Source organism: Actinotignum schaalii (assembly GCF_028864145.1).
GTDB lineage: Bacteria > Actinomycetota > Actinomycetes > Actinomycetales > Actinomycetaceae > Actinotignum > Actinotignum schaalii_B.
Genome location: NZ_JARBHJ010000020.1, coordinates 20,812 through 44,754, shown reverse-complemented (window position 1 = coordinate 44,754; position 23,943 = coordinate 20,812). Strand labels below are relative to the sequence as shown.

21 protein-coding genes are annotated in these 23,943 nt (G+C 63.7%); 2 read left to right on the top strand and 19 right to left on the bottom strand.

Going from position 1 to position 23,943, the window contains the following annotated elements:
• Window positions 1-151 precede the first annotated feature (151 nt).
• From PWJ82_RS05550 to PWJ82_RS05465, 18 genes are all read right to left on the bottom strand, one after another.
• Complete coding sequence (locus PWJ82_RS05550) at window positions 152-1,504, bottom strand: MFS transporter (protein WP_274735722.1); 1,353 nt, start codon at window positions 1,502-1,504, stop codon at window positions 152-154.
• A gap of 108 nt (window positions 1,505-1,612) precedes the next feature.
• The gene (locus PWJ82_RS05545) at window positions 1,613-2,551 is read right to left on the bottom strand and encodes an NAD(P)-dependent oxidoreductase (RefSeq protein ID WP_274735716.1); all 939 of its coding nucleotides are present in this window, start codon (window positions 2,549-2,551) and stop codon (window positions 1,613-1,615) included.
• A gap of 29 nt (window positions 2,552-2,580) precedes the next feature.
• Window positions 2,581-4,077, bottom strand: coding sequence for an ABC transporter permease (locus PWJ82_RS05540; protein ID WP_274735715.1), 1,497 nt, complete (start codon window positions 4,075-4,077; stop codon window positions 2,581-2,583).
• A complete protein-coding gene (locus PWJ82_RS05535) occupies window positions 4,074-4,754 on the bottom strand; it encodes an ABC transporter ATP-binding protein (protein WP_016441799.1) in 681 nt (226 codons plus the stop codon). Before PWJ82_RS05535 ends, PWJ82_RS05540 begins: the two co-directional genes overlap by 4 nt.
• Window positions 4,754-5,776: an efflux RND transporter periplasmic adaptor subunit gene (locus PWJ82_RS05530; RefSeq protein ID WP_274735714.1), complete on the bottom strand. Its 1,023-nt coding sequence runs from the start codon at window positions 5,774-5,776 to the stop codon at window positions 4,754-4,756. The genes PWJ82_RS05535 and PWJ82_RS05530 overlap by 1 nt, the downstream gene beginning before the upstream one ends.
• 220 nt (window positions 5,777-5,996) lie before the next feature.
• Window positions 5,997-7,478, bottom strand: coding sequence for a lysine--tRNA ligase (lysS, locus tag PWJ82_RS05525; RefSeq protein WP_274735720.1), 1,482 nt, complete (start codon window positions 7,476-7,478; stop codon window positions 5,997-5,999).
• Window positions 7,479-7,518: 40 nt separating this feature from the next.
• Entirely contained in the window at window positions 7,519-8,352 is an 834-nt protein-coding gene (locus PWJ82_RS05520) for a Rossmann-like and DUF2520 domain-containing protein (RefSeq protein WP_274735713.1), read from the bottom strand.
• An 11-nt stretch (window positions 8,353-8,363) separates the two neighbouring features.
• Window positions 8,364-9,233, bottom strand: coding sequence for a ketopantoate reductase family protein (locus PWJ82_RS05515; protein WP_016441804.1), 870 nt, complete (start codon window positions 9,231-9,233; stop codon window positions 8,364-8,366).
• Between the two features lie 52 nt (window positions 9,234-9,285).
• On the bottom strand, window positions 9,286-11,067 hold the full coding sequence (locus PWJ82_RS05510) for a PH domain-containing protein (protein WP_274735711.1): 1,782 nt from the start codon (window positions 11,065-11,067) through the stop codon (window positions 9,286-9,288).
• A complete protein-coding gene (locus PWJ82_RS05505) occupies window positions 11,068-11,562 on the bottom strand; it encodes a PH domain-containing protein (RefSeq protein WP_274735709.1) in 495 nt (164 codons plus the stop codon).
• Between the two features lie 74 nt (window positions 11,563-11,636).
• Window positions 11,637-12,056, bottom strand: a complete 420-nt coding sequence (locus tag PWJ82_RS05500; protein WP_274735707.1) for a DUF3180 family protein — start codon at window positions 12,054-12,056, stop codon at window positions 11,637-11,639.
• The gene (gene folK / locus PWJ82_RS05495; RefSeq protein ID WP_274735705.1) at window positions 12,049-12,972 is read right to left on the bottom strand and encodes a 2-amino-4-hydroxy-6-hydroxymethyldihydropteridine diphosphokinase; all 924 of its coding nucleotides are present in this window, start codon (window positions 12,970-12,972) and stop codon (window positions 12,049-12,051) included. Before folK ends, PWJ82_RS05500 begins: the two co-directional genes overlap by 8 nt.
• On the bottom strand, window positions 12,969-13,880 hold the full coding sequence (gene folP, locus PWJ82_RS05490; protein ID WP_274735703.1) for a dihydropteroate synthase: 912 nt from the start codon (window positions 13,878-13,880) through the stop codon (window positions 12,969-12,971). Before folP ends, folK begins: the two co-directional genes overlap by 4 nt.
• 1 nt (window position 13,881) lies before the next feature.
• Entirely contained in the window at window positions 13,882-14,541 is a 660-nt protein-coding gene (gene folE / locus PWJ82_RS05485; protein WP_274735702.1) for a GTP cyclohydrolase I FolE, read from the bottom strand.
• Window positions 14,542-14,598: 57 nt separating this feature from the next.
• Window positions 14,599-16,905 carry an ATP-dependent zinc metalloprotease FtsH gene (gene ftsH, locus PWJ82_RS05480; RefSeq protein ID WP_425536589.1) on the bottom strand — a complete coding sequence of 769 codons (2,307 nt, stop codon included), beginning with the start codon at window positions 16,903-16,905 and terminating at the stop codon, window positions 14,599-14,601.
• Window positions 16,906-17,457: a hypoxanthine phosphoribosyltransferase gene (gene hpt / locus PWJ82_RS05475; protein ID WP_016441812.1), complete on the bottom strand. Its 552-nt coding sequence runs from the start codon at window positions 17,455-17,457 to the stop codon at window positions 16,906-16,908.
• 37 nt (window positions 17,458-17,494) lie between these two features.
• Window positions 17,495-18,544, bottom strand: coding sequence for a tRNA lysidine(34) synthetase TilS (gene tilS / locus PWJ82_RS05470; protein ID WP_274735700.1), 1,050 nt, complete (start codon window positions 18,542-18,544; stop codon window positions 17,495-17,497).
• Window positions 18,544-19,917, bottom strand: coding sequence for a D-alanyl-D-alanine carboxypeptidase/D-alanyl-D-alanine-endopeptidase (locus PWJ82_RS05465; protein ID WP_274735698.1), 1,374 nt, complete (start codon window positions 19,915-19,917; stop codon window positions 18,544-18,546). Before PWJ82_RS05465 ends, tilS begins: the two co-directional genes overlap by 1 nt.
• Window positions 19,918-19,997: 80 nt before the next feature.
• Here PWJ82_RS05465 and PWJ82_RS05460 point away from each other — a divergent pair, with 80 nt between their 5' ends.
• Window positions 19,998-20,522: an inorganic diphosphatase gene (locus tag PWJ82_RS05460; RefSeq protein ID WP_274735717.1), complete on the top strand. Its 525-nt coding sequence runs from the start codon at window positions 19,998-20,000 to the stop codon at window positions 20,520-20,522.
• Between the two features lie 133 nt (window positions 20,523-20,655).
• Here the strand turns inward: PWJ82_RS05460 and PWJ82_RS05455 are convergent, their stop codons facing one another.
• A complete protein-coding gene (locus tag PWJ82_RS05455; protein WP_274735696.1) occupies window positions 20,656-21,993 on the bottom strand; it encodes an NlpC/P60 family protein in 1,338 nt (445 codons plus the stop codon).
• 646 nt (window positions 21,994-22,639) lie between these two features.
• Between PWJ82_RS05455 and PWJ82_RS05450 the strand changes: the two genes are divergently transcribed.
• Window positions 22,640-23,938, top strand: a complete 1,299-nt coding sequence (locus PWJ82_RS05450; RefSeq protein ID WP_274735695.1) for an O-acetylhomoserine aminocarboxypropyltransferase/cysteine synthase family protein — start codon at window positions 22,640-22,642, stop codon at window positions 23,936-23,938.
• Window positions 23,939-23,943: the final 5 nt, after the last annotated feature.

Below are 23,943 nucleotides of genomic sequence, written 5' to 3'. Positions count from 1 at the left end.
CGGACGACGCGCGGGGCCCCCCCCCCGACCCCCCCCCGCCCCCCACAACCCCCCCCCCCCCCCCCCCCCCCCCCCCCCCCCCCCCCCCCCCCCCCCCCCCCCCCCCCCCCCCCCCCCGCCGGCGTCGTCGTACATTATGCTGCGGTAACTATTAGGCCTGCACCACAGCCTGTTCGCGCCGCGAAAGCGAGAGATACATAACGCCGGCCGCTACCGCGATCCCGGCGAGCAGCGTGAAGGACGCCGCCCAGGAGAAGCGCTCGGCGAGGATCGGCATAATGAGGTTCGCGCCCATTTCGCCGACGATGTAACCGAAGAGTCCCACGAAACCGACCGCCACCCCGGCCGCCTTGAGCGGCACGAAGTTGAGGGTGAGGATATTGACGATGAGCTGCGGACCGTAAATGAGTGCCCCCATGAGCCCGGAAACAATGAGGAGCACCACGTAATTGTCATTGCCCATGTAGACCCAGATGAGGCCGGCCAGGCACAGCAGCCCGAGGAAGCCCACCACGGACTGGCGGTTGGGGAGCTTGACGGAAATCCAGGCGAAGAGGAAGGATCCGGGAATCGCGATCCATTCCAGTACGGAGAAAGCCGTGGAGTACTGTGCTTCCGTGAAGCCCATTTCGGTGCCGAGGAAGGCCGGCATCCAGTTGAGCACCCCGAAACGCAGGAAGTAGAGCGCGGCGTTGATGAAAGCCACGGTGAGGACCAGCGGGGAGGTGAAAACGAAACGCACCAGGATATGCCAGTAGCTTTCGTCGGGAGTTTCGTCCGTATTCGGTTCGCCGGCCCGCCCGTAGATCTGGCGCAGGGTGGGCATGCCTTCGGCTTCGGGGCGATCCCCGCCGTACTTCCAGAAGAAAATAGATAGGCCGAAGACCACCAGGCCCGGGCCCCAGAAGGCAATCGCGCCGCCGCTCGGCCCGCCCAAGGCCAGCAGCCAGGTGATCATGAGAGGGAGCAGCGCCCCGCCCAGGTTCTGCGAAGTATTCCAGATCGCGATACCGGAACCGCGGGTTTTATTCGGGTACCAATTCGCGATCATCGCCATGGACGAGGGCGCGAGCGCCCCCTGCGCGCAGCCGAGCAGGAACATGAGTACCGCGAGCAGGTAGAAGTTCGTGGTAAAACCGATGGCGATGCAGAGCAGTGCGGAAAGTCCCAGGCAGCCGGCAAAAATACGGCGCAGGGAGACGCGGTCGGAAAGCATCCCCATGAAGAATTTTCCGAAGCCGTAGGTGATGGTGAACATGGTGAGCACCAGGCCGATTTGCGGCAGGCTCCAGTCATTCTCCAGGCGCAGGGCTTCGGAGCGGAGTTTGAAATTATTGCGGACCAGGTACGCGCATACGTACCCGAGGTAGGCCACGAAGAACACCATGCCGCGGCGCTTGAGGTACTGCGCGAAAGTGTCCGGGTGCGCGGCAGCGAATTGCGCGCTGGTGTCCTCAGATTCGGCGGCGGGCCTGCCCTGCCGCGTTTCCTCATGTGATGACATCACTACTCCTCCTTGAGCTGAACTGTATGTCAGTTTAAGGAGTGTAGCGCACTATTGCCGCCGGGTGGTAGTCCCGGGCTCTTGTTTATTGGAGGAATCGTGGCGCACTTAGGCTTCCCGGTTAATAAACTCCCCTCCGTCGCGCAGCGCCCGCACATTGGCGAGGATGAGTTCCTCGGCGCCCACGGGCCGCCCGCCGGCCGTGTGTGGGGTAATAATCGTGGCCAGATCCCACAGCGGCGAATCCGCGGGGAGCGGCTCGGTGGCGGTCACGTCCAGGCCGGCGCCCGCGATTTTTCCTTCGCGCAGCGCGGCAGCCAGATCATCTTCATTCACCGTTTTTCCGCGCCCCACATTAACGACGACGGCGTGATTGGGCAGGACCGCAAAGACGCTCGCATCCACCACGTTGGCGGTGGCCTCAGTGGCGGGGAGGATGAGAATGAGGACATCGGTATCGGCCAGGATCTCATCGCGCTGGGCGAGGTTAGCGCCGTCGTACACCTCAACATCTCCCTCGGTGCGCCGGGAGGTGGCCAGGCCGCGCACCTGCGCCCCGAAAACTTTGAGCATCCCGGCCAGGTGACGCCCAATATGCCCGTACCCCCAGATGGTTACCTTCGCGCCGAGCAGGCTGGTCAGGCGCCCGCCGGGGCGCAGCTCGGTGAAGAAGATGCGGTCACGTGACCAGCGGTGGTTATCCTGTTCTTCGGTGGCGATACGCAGGTCCCGCACCAGGTAGAGCGCGAGCGCGATGGCGTGTTCGGATACGGTGGCGTCATGCAGGCCGTTCGCGGTGGCGAGGATGACTCCGGCGGGCGGGTTGGTGGCGTGCAGGCTTTCCGCGCCGGCCATCATGCCCTGAAGGAGTTTGAGATGCGGAAGCTGGGCCACGTGCTCAGCCGCACGGGGATCTAACCAGACCACGAGAGCCGCAGCGTCACGGTGTTCTTCCGGGATGGATGCGTTCACATCAAAAGTCACCCAGGTGACGCCTTCTTCGGGCGGGAGGGAAAGAGCAAAGCTATTGGGGAGAAGTACTTTCATAGCTGTAGCCTAGCCCGCCGTGCTCCTACCTAGAAGCGGATGGCGTCAATAGGTTTGATGCGCAGCGCCATGGTGGCCGGAATAATCCCGCAAAGCGCTCCCACTCCGGCGGATATCGCCAGGCCAATAAAGGCGGCCAGTACCGGGTACCCCACGCTATCCACCGCGAAAGGCAGATCGAGCCATCGGGCTAGGGGCGCGGTGCGGATGGTGATAATCGAGGCGATGACCCCGATGAAACCGGCCGCCGTCGTCGCCACCACGGATTCCAGGAATACCGAGGTGAAGATACGGCGTGCGGAGGCACCCATCGCGCGGCGGATCCCCATTTCCCGCACCCGCTGTTTCATCGTGACGATGGAGACGGTGAGCAGGCCCAGGGCACCCACCAGGATCACGATCCCGCCGATGGCCGCGATAATCGCGGTGACCTGGCGTTCGGTGGATTCCTGGCCGCGCATCTGACTTTCGATGAATTGGCCTTCAACCTGGTAGTTCTTACCCAGGCGGCCCTGGAGTACGGAAACGAGGACCTTCTGGGCTTCCGCTTCTTCCCCGCGGGGCACCAGCACCGAAACTGTGGCGGAATCCATGGGAGATAGCTGGGCCATCGCGGCGGCGGCCAAGCTCTCATAAGGCACGTGCAGGCGCGGGCTGTCCCAGCGTGAACGGTCCGCGACCACCCCGACTACCGTCATCCGTACCCCGGTGGGTCCGGATAGCGCGATCTGCGGGTAGCTGGCCAGCGAAGGCTCACCCATCTCTTTGTAGAGCATTTCGTTAACGACGGCAGGGTTCATGAGGCGTTTGCCATCCGCTTCGGTCAGCCACCGCCCGCGGATAAGCTGCACATCGAAGAGAGGGCCGTAGGCCGGATCCACCGCGAGCATTTCGTAACGTGATTCCATCATCCCGTACCCGGGGGTGCCGCCTTCGCCGAACTCGGTACTAGCGGAACCATCCCCCACGGCTTCGGCACCTGCTACCGCGCCGCCGGTGCTTTCCAACTCGCTACCGGCTTCCGCTCCGGCCATACTTTCCGATTCCCAGCCCTCGAGGTCCTGAATATCGCCGGTGCCTCCCGCTCCGGCCAGCACCGGCGGGAAGGCGAGGGACACATAGGAGATGCGCGAGCGCGTCCAATAATTCGCCCCGGCGCTCTCCATATATTCGGCCACGGTGGTGCTGAACATATCCTCGCTGGCCTGGGCGCCTGCCAGGGTACCCAACTGCGCTCCGGTGGGCGGAACCGCGGGATTCGCGTACGGATTGGCGTAAGGGTCGGCGTACGGATCGGAGAATTTATCCCCGCCGGTGCTATACACCCCGATATTGACGGTGCCGGGTTTGCCATCCCACTGGGCGAGCTGGTGTTCCCCTGCGGCCCTAATGAGCTGGCCCAGGGCGAGAACAGTTGCCATTGCCCACACCGCGGCCGCAACCCCGACGAGGGAGAGAATAACCCGACCGCGATCCACTCGTATTTCTTCCCAGGCTTCGAGCACGGCCCCGAAAATGCGTGTCATTTTTCCTCCGGCCAGACGAGCCCATCGTGAATGGTGAAGCGACGATCCGCGCGGGCGGCCACTTTCGGATCGTGGGTGATCATAATGAAGGTGGCGTTATTTTCCCGCGCCATACTTTCCATGAGATCCATGACCCTCCCCGCGGTATCCACATCGAGAGCGCCGGTCGGTTCGTCCGCGAGAAGAACCTGGGGCCGGCGCACGAGTGCCCGGGCGAGGGCCACCCGTTGCTGTTCCCCACCCGAGAGCTGGGAGGGCATCGCATCCAGGCGATCCCCTAATCCCACCCGATCGAGCATCTGGGCGGCGAGGCTGCGGCGTCGAAAAATAGTGGCGGTATCCGAATACAACAGGGGCACTTCCACGTTTTGCGCGGCGGTGCGACCGCGGAAAAGATTAAACTGCTGGAAAACGAAACCGAAAAGGGAGCCGCGCAGGTGAGCGCGCGCCGATTCACTCAGCTCTGCCACATCGCGGCCCTCAAAACGATAGGAACCGGTATCGGGTAGGTCGAGCATCCCGATGATATTGAGGAGGGTGGATTTCCCCGTTCCGGACTGGCCCATAATCGCCACGTATTCCCCGCGTTCGATGCGCAGATCCACCCCGCGCAAAATTGGCAGGGGGCGGCCGTTCGGAAGAGTGACGGTACGGGTCACCTGCTCAAGCTCTAACATCACATCCCCATCATCGGGTCGGGCGCGGATTGCGCGGCCGGCACGTACTGGAGGATTTCTTCGCCTTCTTCCAGCCCGCCGGTAATCTGGATCTGGCGCCCGTCCGTCACCCCGAGCTGCACGGTACGCTTCGTGGGCTTACCGCCGTCCGCCGCGGGCAGGTAGACCACGCCCTCGCGGAAACGCCCCTCCACCGCGCTCACCGGCACGGTCAGCACCCCGGTGGTATTACTCCCCGGAATGGTGAGTTTCGCGGCCGAACCGTCATACACCTGCTGGTCTGCGGGGATATCGCAGATGAGAGCCGGCTGCACGGTGCCGCTGGCGCTATCCAGGCCGCGTGCTTCGGCTTCTTTACCGCTCAGGCCCGCTCCCGCACCTGTTTTTTCCGTGACCGTGCGCAAATTGGCGCAGTCGAAAGGCGCCGGGCCGTTCGTGACGGCGAGCTGCCCTGCCGGCGGCAGCGAGGCCAGCGAGTAAAGCTGTTCGGGTTTCACACTCACCCGCGCGTGGTAGGTGGCCGGGGTAATCGAGCCAATGCTTTCCCCGATAGATACCGGCTGGCCCACGAGCACATCCACCGCCACGGTGCCACCCACCGGGGCGAGCACATTCACGTAACTCACTTCAATATAGGGCTCACCGGGCACTTCCACCTCGGTACCGTCCTCAAAAGTTTCCACGGTGGCGGCGGTGGTTTTTTCTTCTTCGTGGCGGATACGTAGCAGCCGGTCGCCTTCATTGACGACGGCGCCCGCTTTGACATCAACCACATCCACGGTGCCGTTGGCGGTGGCCCGCACGGGGGTGGCCGGATTACGCATGACGGTGGCATCCAGTGTGAGGGAATTATCGATATCCCCCGGCATGGCCATTACCGTGGGGATGGTGAAATCCCCCTGGGCCACGAGTTCCGTGGAGGTGCGTTGGTTGGGGAAAAATGCGAACTTCACGAGGGCTGCCGCGATGATAAGACCGAGCAGGAGTTTGATGACCTGGAAAATGGTGTCAGTTTTCTTCATGGACGGGCACCTTTGCACACGGGAAACAGGGTTCGGCAAGCCGGGCGTGGCACCGAACTACTTGGAAGATTACCGTGAGCAGGCCCGAAAATAAATAGGAAAGTTCATCACGTTTCTTTTAGTGGGCAACTTACATTCCGCCAGATACGCAACCGCGCCGCGGGGGCTGGGCCTCCGCGGCGCGGGCGTCTTCGTACCGAAAAATTGTTTTCGGGCCGGGTTACTTCCCGGGTTTAATGAAGGGGAAGGTGATCGTTTCGCGGATCCCCAGGCCGGTCATGGCGGTGAGGAGGCGGTCGATGCCCATACCCATGCCGCCGGTAGGCGGGAAGCCCTGTTCCATGGCGGCGAGGAAATCCTCGTCCAGCTGCATGGCTTCCGGGTCGCCGTTGGCGGCCTCGATGGATTGCTGGGTGAGGCGTTCGCGCTGGATCACCGGGTCGGCCAGCTCGGAATAGGCGGTGCCCAGTTCCATACCCCGCACGTACAGGTCCCATTTTTCGGTCAGGCCCTTCTTGGTGCGGTGCGGGCGGGTGAGCGGGGAGGTGTCTTCGGGGAAGTCGTACACGAAGGTGGGGGCGTAGAGCTGGTCCCCGCACAGTTCTTCGAAGAGTTCTTCCACGATTTTGCCATTGACCCAGAAGGGTGCGATTGCGATATCGTGGGCTTCCGCGAGAGCTTCGAGGCGTTCGCGCGGGGTATCCACGGTGATTTCTTCACCCACGGCGGCGGACACCGATTCGTACAGATCGAGTTTCTGCCATTCACCACCCAGGTCATATTCGGTGCCGTCATTCAGAGTGACGGTGGTGGTGCCCAGGGTGTCCAGGCAGGCCTGCTGGACGAGGTCCCGGGTGAGTTCGGCCATCGTATCGTAGGTGGCGTAAGCCTGGTAGGCTTCCAGGGCGGTGAATTCCGGGGAGTGGGTGGAGTCGGCGCCTTCGTTGCGGAAGTTCCGCCCAATTTCGAAGACGCGATCCACGCCGCCCACCACCGCGCGCTTGAGGTAGAGCTCGGTAGCGATGCGCAGGTAGAGGTCCTCATCGTAGGCATTAATATGCGTTTGGAAGGGCCGGGCGGCGGCGCCGCCGTGGATGGGCTGCAGGATCGGGGTTTCAATTTCTACGTAATTGCGACGGTCAAAATTGGCGCGCAGCGATTTCATGACCCCGGCACGCAGCCGCACCATATCACGGGCGGCCGGGCGGGTGATGAGGTCGAGGTGGCGCAGCCGCACCCGCGATTCTTCGTTGAGGGCAACGTCTTCGCCGGCTTCGTTCTGGTAGATCTTGGGCAGCGGGCGCAGGGCCTTGGAGGCCATCTGCCATTCGTGGGCGAAAACGGAAAGTTCCCCGCGCTTGGAGGCACCCACATGCCCGGACACGAAAATGAAATCGCCCAGGTCTACGTCTTGTTTGTAGGCGGCCAGGCGTTCTTCGCCCACGTGTGCGAGGGAAAGAATCACCTGGAGGCGGTTACCGCGCCCGTCCTGGAGGGTGGCGAAAGCAATTTTTCCGCCGGTGCGGGAGAGCATGACGCGCCCAGCGATGCCCACCGAGGTCTCGGTTAGTTCTTCACCAGCTTCGATATCACTGTATTGTTCCCGGATTTCCGGGATGGTGGCGGTGATGGGAAGTTCGGCCGGGTAGGCTTCGGTTCCTTCCGCGAGCAGGCGGGCGCGCTTGTCCAACCGGATACGCATCTGTTCCGGGGTTTCACTATCAAGAAATTCACTCACATGGTCATGGTAGACGACGCCGCGCCGCCCGGTCACGTGACGCGGCCCGTATCACCCGATAGACAGGCGGAATATCAGGATAATTCCCGGTTGCTGCCAGGGCTTCTACCGCGGCAATATCGTCCGGGGCGGGGGCATCCTCGTTTTTTTCGGCGACGACGCCGCCAGCTGGCGGGTCAATAAGTTCGATGCCGGCGTCGGCCATGGCGAGCGCTTGTTCTTGGAGTCCGCGGGCGAAGCTTGGTTCTAGTCCGGCGGCTGCGAGCATGCGCTGGACTTGGCCGGCGAGGAGTGCGGTGTGCCGGGAGGCGTGGGTGAGGGCTGCGGCGTAGAGCCCGCGGTTTTCTTCGGCGAGCGCGCTGGGTTCTCCCCCGAGTTCGCTCACGAGGGCCATGCCGATGGGCTGGAGTGGCGCGGAGCTGGTGACGGCCCAGGTGGCGCCGATGAGTTGGCGCATATCGAGGGAGGTCCCGGTGAAGGTGAGGGCCGGGTGAAGGGCGAGGGTGAGGGCGCCGGCTGCGGCCGCATCCCGGAGTACGCCCGTGCCAAAGCGCGCGCTGGTGTGGATGACGAGCTGGCCGGGGCGCCACCATCCCTGCCCGGCGGCGTGTTCCACGACGCCGGGCAGGGCGGCGTCGGGCACTGCGAGGAGGATGAGGTCTGCGCGGGCGAGGAGGTATTCGGTTTCGCGCGCGGGTACTCCGGGGAGGAGGGCGTCGAGCCGTTCACGACTGGCGCTGCTGCGGGCCACCGCACCGATGACGGTGTGGCCGGCGGCCCGCAGGGCTGCGCCGAGGACGCTTCCGACTTTTCCGGCCGAGATGATCCCTATGGTCATCCGGCCGGGTGTCACTTGCGGCCCCGCAACCGATCGTCGATGGCGGAGAGCGCGGCGGTGATGGCCGGGGCGGGCACTCCGAGGCGGGCGGCTTCTTCGAGGACCGCGGTACCCAGGGAGTGAATTTCGGTGCGGTTACCGTCACGCAGATCGCGTGAGAGCGAGGAGTGCGCATCGGGTGCGAGGCGGCGCAGCCACGCGTGAATTTCCGCGGGGCGGGTGGGTACTTTCTCCATGGTGGCGATGCGGGCCAGTTCGGTGCACATCGCTTCGGTGAGTTCCGGGGCGCGTTCCATGGCGCGGCCGATGGGCAGCCCGGTGGCGCCGGTCAGCAGGGCCATGGCGCATTGGTTGCGGAGTTTGCGCCACAGTACCTGGTTTTCGGTGCCGCGGAAGAAAACGTCAATTCCACCGTTGAGGAGCACGCGTGCGATTTCACCGTCCATGGCGGTGTCGGGCATTTCCACTTTGAGGAATTGGGAGGTGTGTTCGATAACTCCGGGCGCGGTGCGTTCGCTGATGGTGTAGACGGAGCCGGACCAGGATTCCCCTTCGGTGAGGGTGTGGATAGCACGGGCGTGATCGAAGCCGTTGAAGAGCGCTCCCACTTCTTTGGGGCGGGCTGAACGAATGGACTTTTCGATACTGGGGAGGGTGTATGCCTTGGTGCAGAGCAGGATTTCGCTACCGCGGGCCGGGCTGGTTAGCGCCGGCACCTGCGCGGTGAAATTACCGAACCGCTTGGATTTAATAACAATTCCGTTGCGGTTAATAGCATCGGCGGTGCGCTCGGTAGCAACAACCGCGACTTTTTGACCGTTGTGCGCGAGAACTCCCGCGATGAGCCCACCAATACCACCCGGGCCGTAGATATTAAGCATAGGAATAATCCTAGATGTAGAAAAATATAAAAGTGCGGCTACGCGACGTGTTTCACTCTTGTACCGGGAAGAAATCACTTTCGGGAACCGGGCTGCGGCCCGACCCGGGACTATTGTCATTCTCTTGGGGGTACGACGGCACTGTAGGCGCGCCCGGCTGAGTGGGTGCCGCTGGCGGCGCGGCGGGCCGCACGGCTGATGGCACGGTGGGGCCGGCCGGAGGTAATTCGGGGTGCCAGCCGCGCGGGCCGTTCCCGCGTTCGCGGACGGTGGCGGTGAGGACATGGCTGGCGGTAGCAGCATCCATGTGTTTGGCGTGGGCGGCTACCGAAAGCCCCACGGTTGCCCAGCGGAGGGTGCCGAGCTGGAAGCGGCGTTCGAGCGGGCCTTGGCTGATAATGGCGGATTGGTAGTGTTCGCGTAGCAAAATTGTTACTTTGCGGTACCAGAACCAGCCGTGCCGCATAATAATGACATCATCACCTACGAAAATACCCGAGCGTTTCCACCCGATGGGATCCAACCAGCGTGAGGAGCGCGGATTGGGGATGAATCCGGGGAGGGCACTATCATCAAGAAGATAGCTGTGCAGCTGGGCCAGGCTGGGTACTCCGGTGTGGGCTGGGCGCGCTGGGGAATCGGCCTCAGGGAGAGCGCCACCCTCGGCATCTTTCGCGAAGCCGAGTTCACGCGCAACGGCGAGGACGTCCTCGACCGTTCCTACCGGGATCAGGGCATCATTTGCGGTCTTGGCTGCTTCCATCGCTTCGGAAATCGAGCCGGAAATAACGCAGCTTTCTACTTTCCACCATCCGGGCCACAAATTAGGTTTTTTGAAGGCCAGCGCGTGGACGCGATAGGAAGGTAGCCCGAGGGTGCGCCGGGATAGGAGCCCTTCTTGTTTTTCCACGCCTTCGACCGTGGGTGAGATACGGGCTCCCCAATTAGCTTGCAGGGAGCTCACGGGCTGCCATATCAGCGCGATGATAAGGAAGAGGAGGGCGAAGGAGCCGCCTTCATCGGTAAGCAGATAGGTGGTGACCGATCCGGCCACCGTGATAATAGCGAGGAAGATTCGCGGGGACAGCACGAGGGAGGCGAGGAACCGCCGCGCGGACATGGCGTAGACGTGCGGGCGCGCTTCCGGAGTGCTGACGGTGGCAAGATCGGGAACTTCCGAGCTATCCCCGCTGCGCATTTTATCCGCGAGCGAGAGTACGAGGGGTCGCAGTTTTTCAGCGTGGGGTAGCGCCAGCCACCCGATCTCTACTTTTTCTCCACCGGAGGTAATAGTCAGGCTGGCTTGGCGCACCAGCCGGGCGAGGAGTTTTTGGGTGACATCCACGCTTTGGATACGATCCCAGCGCACGTGGCGGTGTTGTTTGAATAGCACGCCGCTGCGCATATGCACCCCGGACGCATCGAACATCCAGGCCATATGCCGCCATTGGATGGCCGCGATGATCCCGGTAATGAGGGTGACTACCACCGCGATAGCCACCGCGATCAGCCAGAAGGAACGCAGCAGATAAACGACATCACGCCAGACCATTCCGGGCGAATCGGTATCCTCCAGGCGCTGAATAATAATCCAGCCACCTGCGACCAGCACGAAGAACCACAACGAGAGCAGCGAGCTCCACGGCGTCCATTTCGAGACCGGCTGCCAGGTGCCCGAGATCGCGGTGCTACTCACTCCGGGCGCAATAGGTAACGCGCCAGGAGCTGCGGGCAGCGCGCCCGGCACAGCAGAAAGCCCCTCAGGCGCACCAGATAGCGTTCCAGCAGTTCCCGGAGCGGTTCCCGATTCCGGAGATATTTCGGTGCCGGCCATTTAGACCCCTTCCATTTCGGCTACGCCGAGGTGAAGGAGACGTTCGCGCACCTCATCCGCTTCCGCGGTAGGCAGGCCGGTGATAACTGCATCCGTTTCCATGGAGGCGGTGTGGAGGGTGACTTTCGCGAGTCCGAAGCGCCGCAGCAGCGGCCCGGATTGCACATCCACCGTTTGGATACGCCCGTAGGGCACCACATCAATGCGGCGGAACATGATCCCGCGGCACAGGCGCAGCGCAATATCATCCATGGCGTAACCGAGGTGATTCACCTGCCGGGACACGATGCGCAGGTGAATAAGGAAACCTAGGATGGGCAACCCCAACAGGGGCGCGTAATAAGCGAGCGGTTCGGGGCGCGCAATAAATCCGGCCACCGCGAGCGCGATGAGGAGCACGAGCCAGAAGCACGCGGCGATAATCCATCGCACCGTGAAGAGTTTGCGCGACACTGCACGATAGTCCCGCCCGGGATCAAGAGGGGTAGTCACCATGGGTTAACGCTACCAAAGGGGTACGACATAAAAATTGGCCCCGAAAAACATCGCGATTGCGGCGGCGCCCCCGCCTACCGCCGCTCAATACGGCACCAGGTGTCCGCGATCCATCCGACCACCGCGAGCACCAGCGCGGCGGCGGTGAGAATCCCCCAGGCCCGTGCACTCTCCCGGGTAAAAGAGGTGGAGCCCAGCGCGCTCATGATCGCGAGCACTCCCCCGGCGCCGGCCAGGAGCGCCCCGCTGCGCAGTCCCGCTGCCGCGCCGGCCGCCACCCGCAGCGCGGCCAGGCGCGAAAGTGATTCGGCACGCCCGCGCCGCAGGCGCCGCACCCGCCAGCCGTACCAGAGCAGCACCGCGGCGATAAGGAGCAGCGGCAGCCCGGCGAAGCCGGGTACGGCGACCGGATGCGCGGCAAGGAACCTCCGCAGCGCTTCACCCACCAAGGCGCCGGCCGCGCCCCACCCCAGGAAGGCCCGTAGATTATGCACGGTACCCGCCCGTATTTGGGCCGACGCCGCCGCCGGCACCCGCGTGCTCGCTTAGCCGGGCGCGTTCCAGTTTCGCGGTGGCCTCCGGATCGATTTCTTGCCAGGGTTCCATGACGAAGGCGCGGGTATGGGCACGCGGGTGGGGCAGGGTGAGAAGCGGGTGGGTGCTGCGCACTCCTTCCACCCATTCGATATCAAGGTCGAGGGTACGTGCCCCCCAGTGGATGCGGCGCTGGCGCCCAGCCCGCACCTCAATACCGCGCAGCGCGGCCAGCACGTCGAGGGGAGCCAGCTCGGTGGTCAGGCGCAGTACCGCGTTAAGGTAATCCGGTTGCGACTCCTGCCCGGGAGCGAGCACGGGCGCGGTGCTATGGAATGAGGAGACCGCGTCAATATGGACGGGCAGCGCGGCAATCTGGGTGATAGCAGCACGTAGAGTTTCTTCGCGCTCTCCCAGGTTCGCACCCATCCCGATTACCATCTCCCGCGCGGTTCCTCCGCGGGCAATATCGGCCAGGCGCCGCACGGTCACCCGGGCATCCGTGAAGCGGCCCGGCACGGGGGCTTCGGGTTTGTGCACGGTAACTTCCACCGCCAGGGCCCCGCGCGCGAGGACCCGGCTGGCTACCCGCTCCCCCAGTGTTTCGATCAAGCTCACGGGAGCACTTTCCCCGACCGTGCGGGCGTCCTCGGCCAGATCCGCGTAGGAGATAGTGGCCGCTAGGTCATCTGCGTGGCCGGCCGCGCTGGTGTCCACGAGAGCTGCGACGTCGAAAATAAAAGGGTGATCGGCTTCGCGTTCTTCCGCGTAGACGCCGTGCCGGGCGGATACTTCCACGCCGGTGATGCTCACGGTATCCAGGCAGCATCCGAGCATGGCGAGGGCATCGTGAATACGCGGGGGTACTCCCATCATGACCGCGCGGCCTCCGTAGCTCCCGCGTTTTCGGGGCGTGCTACTCCGGGTTGGGAGGTGGATACCAGTCCGCATTCGCGCAGTTTCGCCACGGTATCCACCGCGATGCGCGAGGATGCTACGTCGTGGACCCGCACCGCCCACACGCCTTTTTCAGCGAAATAGGTGCTCAGTGCCGCGGTGGCGCCGTCTCGCCCGCTGGCGGGTAGGCCTTCCGGGGTCACTTCCGCGAGGAAGCGTTTGCGGGAAACTCCGATGAGGACCGGCATGCCGGCCCACAGGAATTCGTCAATATGGGCCGCTAGGCGCCAATCGTCGTCGCCCATTTTTGCGAAGCCGAAGCCCGGGTCGATGATGATCCTGGTGGGAGCAATTCCGGCGGCAACGGCGCCGGCCACGCGCTCAAGAACTTCCGTGCTCACCTCGCGCCCGATAGCGCGATAACCGGCCAGGGAATTCATGGTTTGTGCATCGCCGCGTCCGTGTTGGAGCACATAGTAGGCTCCGGTTTCCGCCACGGTTTCCCACATGGCGCTGTCCCCGCGCCCCCCGGTCACGTCGTTGATAATGCGGGCGCCAGCCGCGCAGGCCCGCGCCGCAGTTTCAGCGTGGTAGGTATCAACCGAGATGGGGATGTGCGCGGCTAGTTCGCGTACCACCGGCCCGATGCGATCCCATTCTTCCGCGGCACTCAGCAGTGCGGCACCCGGACGGGTGGATTCCCCGCCAATATCGATAATATCCGCCCCGGCAGCGATGAGCTCATGGCCGTGGGCGATGGCGGCATCGGCCGTGGCCCAGCGCCCGCCGTCGGAAAAAGAATCGGGGGTGACGTTGAGGATTCCCATAACGCGGGTGCGGGATCCCCCCAGGAGTTCCGGATCGCGCAATGGCATAGGTGTTGACATTTTAGGCTCCCCGTTCAATCAGACTCATGGCCTCGGCGCGAGTGCTGGGTTTGCGCAGCATTCCGCGCACCGCCGAGGTGACGGTACGTGAACCGGAGTTGCGCACCCCGCGCATGGTCATGCACATATGTTCGGCTTCCACCACCACGAGTACCCCGGCCGCACCCAGGCGATCGCGCAGCGCATTGGCAATCTGGGTGGTCAGGCGCTCTTGGACCTGGGGGCGACGCGCGTAGCCTTCTACCAGCCGGGCAAGCTTGGACAGGCCGGTGACCTTCCCTTCCACCCCGGGGATATAGACAATATGGGCCGCCCCGAAGAAAGGCAGCAGGTGATGTTCGCACATGGAATAGAAGGTGATATCCCGTACCACCACCATTTCGTGGAAGTCCTCCGCGAATTGGGCGTCGAGCACCGCATCGGGATCCTTGCCTACCCCGGCGAAAATCTCCGTGCAGGCGCGGGCTACCCGCGCGGGGGTGTCCACCAGGCCGGGGCGGTCCGGGTCCTCACCGATAGCGCTGAGGAGTTCCCGCACGGCCCGCTCTACCCGTTCGGTATCAACCACCCGCGCGGTATCAGCCTGCCGCGCGGCGTGGCGCTGCGTTTCCGCGCTCTGGCTATCTACCGGGCCGTTTCCCGCTGATTCCGCTGCGCTCATACGTTCTTCCTTTCCACGCTCACGCCCCGTATTTCCACGCTAACTTCCCGCTGGGGTTTAGGCATCCCCATGTTCCGCGCCGTGCCGACCGCGCGGGCCGAGCGGCCCGGTGGCAGCATCGGGGAGTTCCGGGGCGGGTAGGCGTGAATCCGCTGCCGCTTCCGCCTCGGTTTTCCCTTCCGGGAGCGGGATAGGCGGGCGTTGCGAGACCGGGCGGTCCGGAGCGGAAAGCCACACCTCTCGCTCGGGCGCTTTGACAACGTCCTTGAAGATCTCCGCGAGTTCGTTTTCCAGCACGGTTTCCTTATCGAGGAGCACCTCGGCAAGGTGGTCGAGAATATCCCGGTTTTCTGTGATAATCGTCCACGCTTCGGTAAGGGCCTGGTCAAGGAGGGCCCGCACGTTCTCATCCACGGTGGCGGATAGCGCGTCAGAGGTGCGCGAAGCCGCCCCGAAGCTCGCTTCTTCCTGGGCCGTGGGAGCTACCCGCACGGCACCCACCGCGGTGGTCATCCCGTATTCAGTCACGATCTTCCGCGCGGTTTCGGTGGCCTTCTGAATGTCATTGGAGGCACCGGTGGAGGGATCCCGGAAAATAATTTCTTCCGCGGCGCGCCCGCCCAGCGCATAGGTGAGCTGGTCGAGGAGCTGGTTGCGGGTAACCGAATAGCGATCCTCGGTGGGCATGACCATCGTGTAGCCCAAGGCCCGCCCGCGCGGCAAAATAGTTACCTTCGTGACCGGGTCGGTATAGCGCAAAGCCGCCGCCGCGAGCGCGTGCCCGCCTTCGTGGTAGGCCGTCATCCGGCGATCCTCCGGGCTCATAACCCGGCTGGAACGCTGCGGGCCGGCCATCACGCGATCCGAGGCCTCATCCACATCCGCGTTGGTAATAACGTGGGCGTGGCGCCGCGCCGCCAGGAGCGCGGCCTCGTTGAGGATATTGGCAAGGTCCGCGCCCGTGAACCCGGGGGTGCGCTTGGCGACCCCGGCCAGGTCGACGTCGTCCGCGAGCGGCTTGCCGCGCGCATGCACCCGCAAAATGGCTTCACGCCCGCGAATATCGGGGGCATCCACCGCGACCTGGCGGTCAAAACGGCCGGGGCGCAGCAGCGCCGGGTCCAGCACGTCCGGGCGGTTGGTGGCGGCAATAAGGACAACGGCCTCATCAGTGGAGAAGCCGTCCATTTCCACGAGGAGCTGGTTGAGGGTTTGTTCCTGTTCGCCGTGGCTGAGGGCTCCGCTGCCGCGCCCGCGGCCCACCGCGTCAATTTCGTCCACGAAAATAATGGCCGGAGCTTTTTTCTTCGCGGTTTTGAAAAGTTCGCGCACCCGCGAGGCACCCATACCCACGTAAAGCTCCACGAATTCCGAGGCGGCGATGGAGAAGAAAGGCACCTGCGCTTCCCCGGCAATGGCCTTAGCCAGCAGGGTTTTACCCGTTCCGGGCGGGCCGTAGAGGAGTACCCCGCGCGGGATACGCGCCCCGAGAGCCTGGTAGCGGTCCGGGTTCTTGAGGAAGTCCACCACTTCCCTCACTTCTTCCACGGCTTCATCTTCCCCGGCTACGTCGGAGAAGCGCACTTCGGAGACTTCCCCATCAGCATTGGCATCCTTTGCCCCGAAGCCGCGCCCCATCTGGCTGCGCATGAACCAGATGAACACCGCGAAGATGAGGATCATGGGCAAGAACGTGAAGAGCATCGAAACAAACACGTTCTGGGAGGGAACAATCGAGTTATGCCCGCGCTCCGGATTGGCCCGTTCCACCAGGGTAGTGATGTGCTGGCCCTGCGGGTCAGCGTATTGGAAAGTGACCTTCTTCCCGGCGTCGTGCTTATCGCCGTCGCCGTCCATGGTTTTTGTTGGCTCGGTCAGCCACAGGCGTACCCGGTTGGTGCCGTCTGTGATCTGCACGCGCTGCACGGTGGTGCCTTCCAGCAGCGCGATACCTTCCGAAGTGGAGATATTCGACCACTGCATGGCCATGTACTGATTAGTTCCGATAAAAGCAAGAAGCGCCGCGATGACTATGCCGGAGATAACGCGCCAGCGCCGCCGGCTGGTGCGTTCTTCTTCACTGAGCTTATGGCCGGAGCCGGAGCCGCGGGATTTCTTATTCTTCCCAGCGCCGCCGCTATTGCCCGTGCTGTTACCGCCCGCGCCGGTAGAACCGCCCTGGCCTTCTGGCTGCGGCGGGTGGGCGCGGCGGGCCCGGCGCTTGCGCTCATACGCGCTGGGTTCGGTGCGGCTCACTTCGCTACCGTGAGCATCCCTACCGCGGGCATCACCACCACGAGCTTCGCTACCAACCGACGCAGTGCCGCCCGGTTCCGTACCGCGAGGTTCTTGCTGTTCGTCCACTTATCCTCCGTAAACGTGCGGGGCCAGGGTGCCCACAAAAGGCAGATGCCGGAATTGTTCGGCATAGTCGAGTCCGTACCCCACCACGAACTCATCGGGAATATCAAAGCCTAGGTAGTCAACCTGAACGTCAACTTTAGCCGCCTCGGGTTTTCGCAGGATGGCCGCGATCCGCACCGATTGCGCCCCGCGATCCAGCAGATTCTTCTTCAGCCACGCGAGGGTAAGGCCGGAATCGATAATATCTTCCACGATGAGCACGTGCCGACCGGTCACATCAGCATCCAGATCCTTCAAAATCCGCACCACGCCGGAGGATTTTGTGCCCATTCCGTAGGAGGACACCGCCATCCAATCCATATTCAGCGGAGAGTGGATTTTCCGCACCAGATCCGCCATCACCATAACGGCACCCTTGAGCACGCCCACCACGAGCAGGTCACCATCGTAATCAGCGTCAATCTGACGCGCCATATCCTCAAGCTTCGCTTGGATTTCCTCATTTGTGACGAGGATTTTTTCCAACTTATCACCCATATCGGTGTGGTCCATCACCATCTCCTTGAGCAGTTCCGCTGTGCTTCTAAGCCTAACGCGCGAAGACGACAATATTATCGCGCCGAAGCGCTCGCGCCCCGGGCAGGTCGCAGTGGCGCACGCCGCCCGGCCCGGTCACCAGCGCGTCGAGGGCTTCAATATGCCCCGCGTTCATCTCCCCGGCACGCGCTCCGGCGCGCAGGGCAAGGGCGCGCAGAATCCGGGTGCGCACGGCCGCGGGAAGGTCACGCAGCGGTGCAATAGGTACGACGACGCCGCACCCCGGCTCACCCGCTTCTTTCACCGTGCCGCGCTCTTCCCAGGTGGCCAGTTCCCGGGCCGCCCAGGTGTCCAAAGCCTCATTATCGCGGCGCAGCAGGCGGGCGGTGCGCGCCAGGGCTTCCACCGTTCCCGGCCCGAGCGTGTCGCTCAGGGCCGGCAGGGCGCGTGAGCGCAGCGCGGCGCGGGTGAGCGGGCCACCGCCCGCCGCCCGCCACGGGCCATCGGGCTCATTGGAAGGATCTTCCACCCAGGCCAGCCCCTCATCTTGCAGCGCGGCGCGAAGCGCCGCGCGCCGCAGCCCCAGCAGCGGACGCAGCGCAGTGAGCTCCGGGTGACCCGGTAGCGGGCCCGCTTCCGGCATGCCTGCCAGGGAGCGTGCTCCCGAACCCCGGCCCAGGCCCAGGAGCACGGTTTCGGCTTGGTCGTCCGCGGTGTGGCCCAGCAGCACCGGGCTGTCCGCGCCGGCCGCGGCGGCCAATGCCGCGTACCGGGCCGCCCGTGCCTGCCCTTCCGGGCTCGATCCACCGCCAAGGTCCACGCTGACCGCCGCGGCGTCGTCGTACCCCCAAGAATGCAGGCGGGCCGCAACCTGCGCGGCTTCTCGCCCCGCCTCCGGGCGAATCCCGTGGTTGACGGTGACCGCGCGCAGCAGGTAGCCGTCCCGGCGCGCCACGAAGAGCGCGATGCGGGCTAGCGCGAGGGAATCCGAGCCGCCGGACACCGCTACCGTCAACCGGGTTCCCGGCCGGTATCCACAGCTCTTCAGCAGTGCGCGCAGGCGGCGCCGCCCGGCCGCGTAAGCGGGGTGGGGTCCGGCCATTACAGCTCCGCCACCGCGGTGAGGAAGGCATCCTCGGCGCCCCGCACATCCAACAACGAAACGTCGTGGTGGGAATCGGTGAGGATGGAGAAGGTCAGTAGCGCCCCCGAACGCGTACGCAGCACCCCGCTCAGGGACACCACATCCGCGAGCGTGCCGGTTTTCCCGCGGATCATTCCGGGCGCGGCGCCCTCGGTGAGGCGGTCGGCGAGGGTGCCGTTGAGCGCAGCCACCGGCAAACCGGCCCCCAGCGCACCCACCGTGCCATCGCTCAGATTCACGGCGTCCTCCAGGATCGCGAGCTGGAGGGCGCAGATGAGGCGATTCGTTTCGCTCAGGCCGGAATTATCGGAGATCACCACGCCGTCCAGCGGGTAGCCCAGCTCCTCCAAAACCGCGCGGGTAGCGCGCGCCGCACCCGCAAAATCCGCACTTTCCCCGCGCTCGCGCGCCACCAGGTGCCCGAGGGTTTCCGCCAGGGTGTTATCCGATTCGGTGAGCATACGGTCCACCAGCTCGCGCACGCTCGCCGAATGCACCGTGGCCAGCGGGTGGGCTGCCGCTTCCTTGGGCGCTTGCCCAAGGCGTACCTCCGCCACTTCCACTCCGACCCCGCGCAACTGCTCCGCGAGGGCGTTCCCGGCATCGAGGGCGGGCGTGGCACTGTAGTGGTAGCCCACCGCCCCGCCGTTCAGCGCGAGCGGCGTTATGGGTGCCACGTAATCGTGGTTGACGGGGTCGAGGGTGGGCGCGTACTCCGGCCCCGCGAAAAGAGAGGTATCAACGACGACGCTTACCGGGCCACCCGGATGCTCGCTCGCGTAGGTGGCGGCCGCCGCGGCCAATTCCGAGAGATCGCCGCGGGCGATGGTGCCCGGGACCTGGGTGGCGGCGGTATCGGGAGCCAGGAACACATCGCCCCCGCCGATGAGGTGAATGGTGGTGCCGGAGGCGGCCACGCTGGTAGCGAAGCGGCGATCCGGGCCGAGGGTTTCCAGAGCGACCCGGGCGGTCACCAGTTTCATATTGGAGGCCGGTATCCGCGGGACTTTCGCGTCTTTGCTGGCGAGGACCCGCCCGGTGGCAGCCTCGCGAATTTCGTAGGATACCTGGCCCGTGGGTGCCAGGCGCGCGGCGAATTCTTGCCCGAGAGCAGCCACTTTGGCGGCCGTGGCATCCTCGAGTTCCGCGGGGGCGGGAGCGGCCGGGATAGTCACGGCTGGCACAGGAGTGGGCTGCGGATACGGCGCGGCGGCATCGGCCCTAGGTCCCAGGGTGAGCAATCCGGGGGTAAGATCAAAGGCATCAGCGAATGCGTACCCGCCCGCAAGAAGGAGCACCAGGGACAAAGCGATCTGAGCTTTTCCTTTCACGGGCCTATTCTTGCACGGAACGCAGCTCGTATTCTTAGGTGTTCTTATGTGCCAGCCGTCAGCGAGGAGAGCTTCACATGATGGAATTCGATGTCACCATCGAAATCCCCAAGGGAAATCGAAATAAGTACGAAGTAGATCATGAAACCGGGCGCATTCGCCTGGATCGCATGCTTTTCACATCCACCCGGTACCCCGATGATTACGGATTTATTGATGACACTCTCGGTGAGGACGGCGATCCACTGGACGCCCTGGTGCTTTTGGAAGAGCCCACGTTCCCGGGTTGCGTGATTCGCTGCCGTGCGCTGGGTATGTTCCGCATGCGTGATGAAAAGGGCGGCGACGATAAGGTGCTATGCGTGCCAGCCTCGGATCAGCGGGCCTCCTGGCGTACCGAAATTGAGGATGTTTCGGAATTCCATCGCCTGGAAATCCAGCACTTCTTCGAGGTGTATAAGGATCTGGAACCGGGCAAGTCCGTGGAAGGCGCCCACTGGGTGGGCCGCGAAGCCGCGGAAGAGGAAATTCGGGCTTCCTTCCAGCGGGCCATCGACGAAGGCTATTACACCGCGCACGAAGCGCAGCCGCCCAGCCAGAACTAGGCGGGTAGCCGGCCAGCGCTAGGCGGGCGAATAACCCCAGGTAGAGACGTAAAAAGCGGGAGCTCTGCAGATTATGCACAGCTCCCGCTTTTACGTAGCTTACCTAGCTTAGGCTAAGCTCACGCGGCTCAACCTAGTCGATAATCCGCACGTAGGTGGGGCTACCCCAGATCGGGCCTTCGCGCGTGCCGCCTTCCGGATTGGTGGCGGCAATATGCATGCCGTTGCCCGTGTAGATTCCCACGTGCCCGGGCCACCACAGCAGGTCGCCGGGTTGGGCTTGGGAGGGGGAAATCTCGTAGCCGGCCGAACGCTGCGCCCCGGAGGTACGCGGCAGGGAATACCCGAAGTGCCCGTACACATAGCGGGTGAAACCGGAGCAATCCCAGCCCGAGGGGGTATTGCCACCCCACACATAGGGCACGCCCACGAATTGCCGTGCGAAGCTCACAATCGCCCAACCATTACCCGACGGCGCCGGGGCCGGTTCGGGTTCCGGTTCAGGTTCGGGATCCGGGGCTGGCGCCGGTGCGGGCGCAGGTTCCGGATCAGGTTCCGGTGCGGGAGCAGGTGCGGGTGCCGGCGCGGGAGCTGGCTGTGCTTCGGCTTGGCGCCGGGCGGCTTCTTCCGCGGCCGCCTGGCGGGCCGCCGCTTCCCGAGCTGCTGCCTCGCGGGCGGCCTGCTCCTGGGCTGCCGCTTCGGCCGCGATGCGCTGGCGTTCAGCTTCGGCCTGGGCGCGCGCCGCGGCTTCTTTCTGTTCTTGCTGGGCGCGTTCTAGCGCCGCCGTCGTACCTTTTTGCCGGGCAAGGGTTTCGAAAAGTTGGTCGCGTTGCGCTTCAATGGAGGCCAGTTGGCTATCCAATTGGGAGGCGGCCGAGCTGGCGTCTTTCGCGGCACCCTCGGCGCGCGCGGCAATGGTGGCCTGCTCATTGGCCTTGCGATCCGCTTCACCCTGGAGGGTATCAGCGATATCGCGGGCGGCCTGGTAGCGCTGTAGCTTTTGGTCGGTGGCGTGGCCGGCGGTGCGGAAGGCACGCTGGCGGTCATCGGCATCGCGCAGGGATTGTGCCCCGAGCAGCGCGTTCGCGGCGGTGAGGGTGGTGGAGGAATCCCGGTACATCGCCGAGGAGATCGAGCCGAGCTCCCCGCGTGCAGCATCGGCTTCCGCACGGGCACTATTGGCCACCACCTGGGCATCCATCGCGGTATTGACCGAATCTTCCAGGTTGCGCTGGGCACGCCGGGCTTCGGCCGCTTTGATCACCACGTCGGTACGCGCGGCTTCGGCCTGGGAGGCGAGCCCGGCCAGCGAAGCTTCGATCTGCCCGATACTTTGGGCTGTTTGCTTTTCCGCGGCCCGCGAGCGATCAATATCGCGTTCAACGTTATCCGCGCGGGCACCGGGTAGCACTGAGAGAGCGAGGGCGCAGGCGGCCAGCACAGCCGTTAGGCGCCGAGAACGATTCTCCACACGACCTCCAGAGGGCGGGCCTTCCCGCGCCCCGGACAGGTACGCGCAGACTAAACCCACAATTCGATATAAACACTAAGAACATACCTCACACCAGTCCAAAACGAAACATCTGCCCCAAAATTTCACAGGTGTAATTCCGTTCTTTTTCGTCACACCACTCACCTACATTTATCAGGAACCACAACTTTCACACAGGCGAGACACCGAATAAATCCGGGGGCACATCCGCACAGCGTTGCGAGCACCCGAAAGACTTAAAGTACGACGGCGCAGCTCCGCCACCGGCGCACTCACCAAGAATGTGATTTACGCCGTGAACTTGACGAATAGTGCCCTCACCTGCTTATGCTTGCCCCATGTTCGTCATGCGAATGCCCAACTAGCGCACGTTCCGCGGCCCAGCCGCCCTAACGTGCGCTATCAGCCCTGCTGATTTTGGAAAAGAACACCAAGTAGAAAAATAAGCGGGCTGGTCAGAGCGCATTCGCCGCATCGCAGAATTCCATTTCACATATTCCAATTTCACACCTCTGGTTTATCCAGAATGGATATTACTGCGCCTGAGAAAAAGAATATTTTCCTAGGTTTATGCCGGGGCGCTATCTGCCGCCCGCTCCCCATCACAGTTTTGAAGGAGAGCACCATGTCAGAAAATCAGAATTCCCAGAACACTTTGCATTTCGACACCCTCCAGGTGCATGCCGGCCAGGTCCTCGACTCCGATCACGGCGCCCGAGCTCTGCCGATTTTCCAAACCACGTCCTATGTTTTTAAGGATAATGAGCAGGCGCGCGGGCGTTTCGCGCTCACCGATCCGGGCATGATTTACACTCGCATCACCAACCCCACCCAGGGCGCTGTCGAAGAACGTATTTCCGCGCTGTACGGTGGTACGGGCGGGCTGCTCCTCGCTTCCGGTTCGGCTGCTATTTTCTACGCGGTCACGAATGTGGCGCAGGCCGGGGATAATATTGTCTCCTCCGATTCGCTCTACGGCGGGACCTACAACCAGTTCAAGCACGTGCTCAAGAACTTCGGTATCGAGGCCCGTTTCGTGGAGAACCCTTCGGATCCAGCCAATTGGGAAGCCCTGATTGATGAGAACACCAAGGCCCTCTACGGGGAAACGATCCCGAATCCGAAGCAGGATATTCTCGACATTGAGGCACTGGCCAAGCTCGCCCATTCCCACGATATTCCGCTCATTGTGGATAATACGATCGGGACTCCGGCCAATGTGAATCCCTTCGATTTCGGGGCGGACGTGGTGGTGGATTCGGCCACCAAGTTCCTGGGCGGGCACGGCACCTCGATTGCCGGTTCCGTGGTGGAACGTGCGGGCTTCAACTGGAAGAACGGCAAGTTCCCCGGTTTCCACGAGGTGGACGAGTCCTACCACGGCATCGTCTGGGGCGATCTTCCCGGCGCCCCCTTCACAACTCGTATTCGTGCCACCCTGCTGCGTGATACCGGCGCCGCGATTTCTCCTTTCAATGCCTTCCTTATCGGGCTGGGCCTGGAGACCCTCTCCCTGCGCATCGACCGCCACCTCTCCAATACCCGCGCGGTAGCGGAATTCTTGGTCGAGCACCCCGGTATCGACTCGGTGAACTGGGCTGGTCTACCGGGTAATCCCTATCACGAGCTGGCCGCTAAGTATGCCCCGAAGGGCCCCGGTTCGGTCTTCACGGTGGAAGTTGCCGGCGGTTTTGAAAAGGCCGCGGCTTTCGTGGAGTCCCTCCATCTCTTCTCCAATCTCGCGAATATTGGGGATGCGAAGTCGCTGGTGGTGCACCCGGCTTCGACCACGCATTCGCAGCTGACCGCGGAAGAGCTGGCGGCCAATGGTATTAGCCCGGCCACCGTGCGCCTGTCCATCGGTATTGAAGATCCGCGCGATCTTATTGCTGATATTCGCCAGGGCCTCGAGTCCATCGCCTAGAGCCA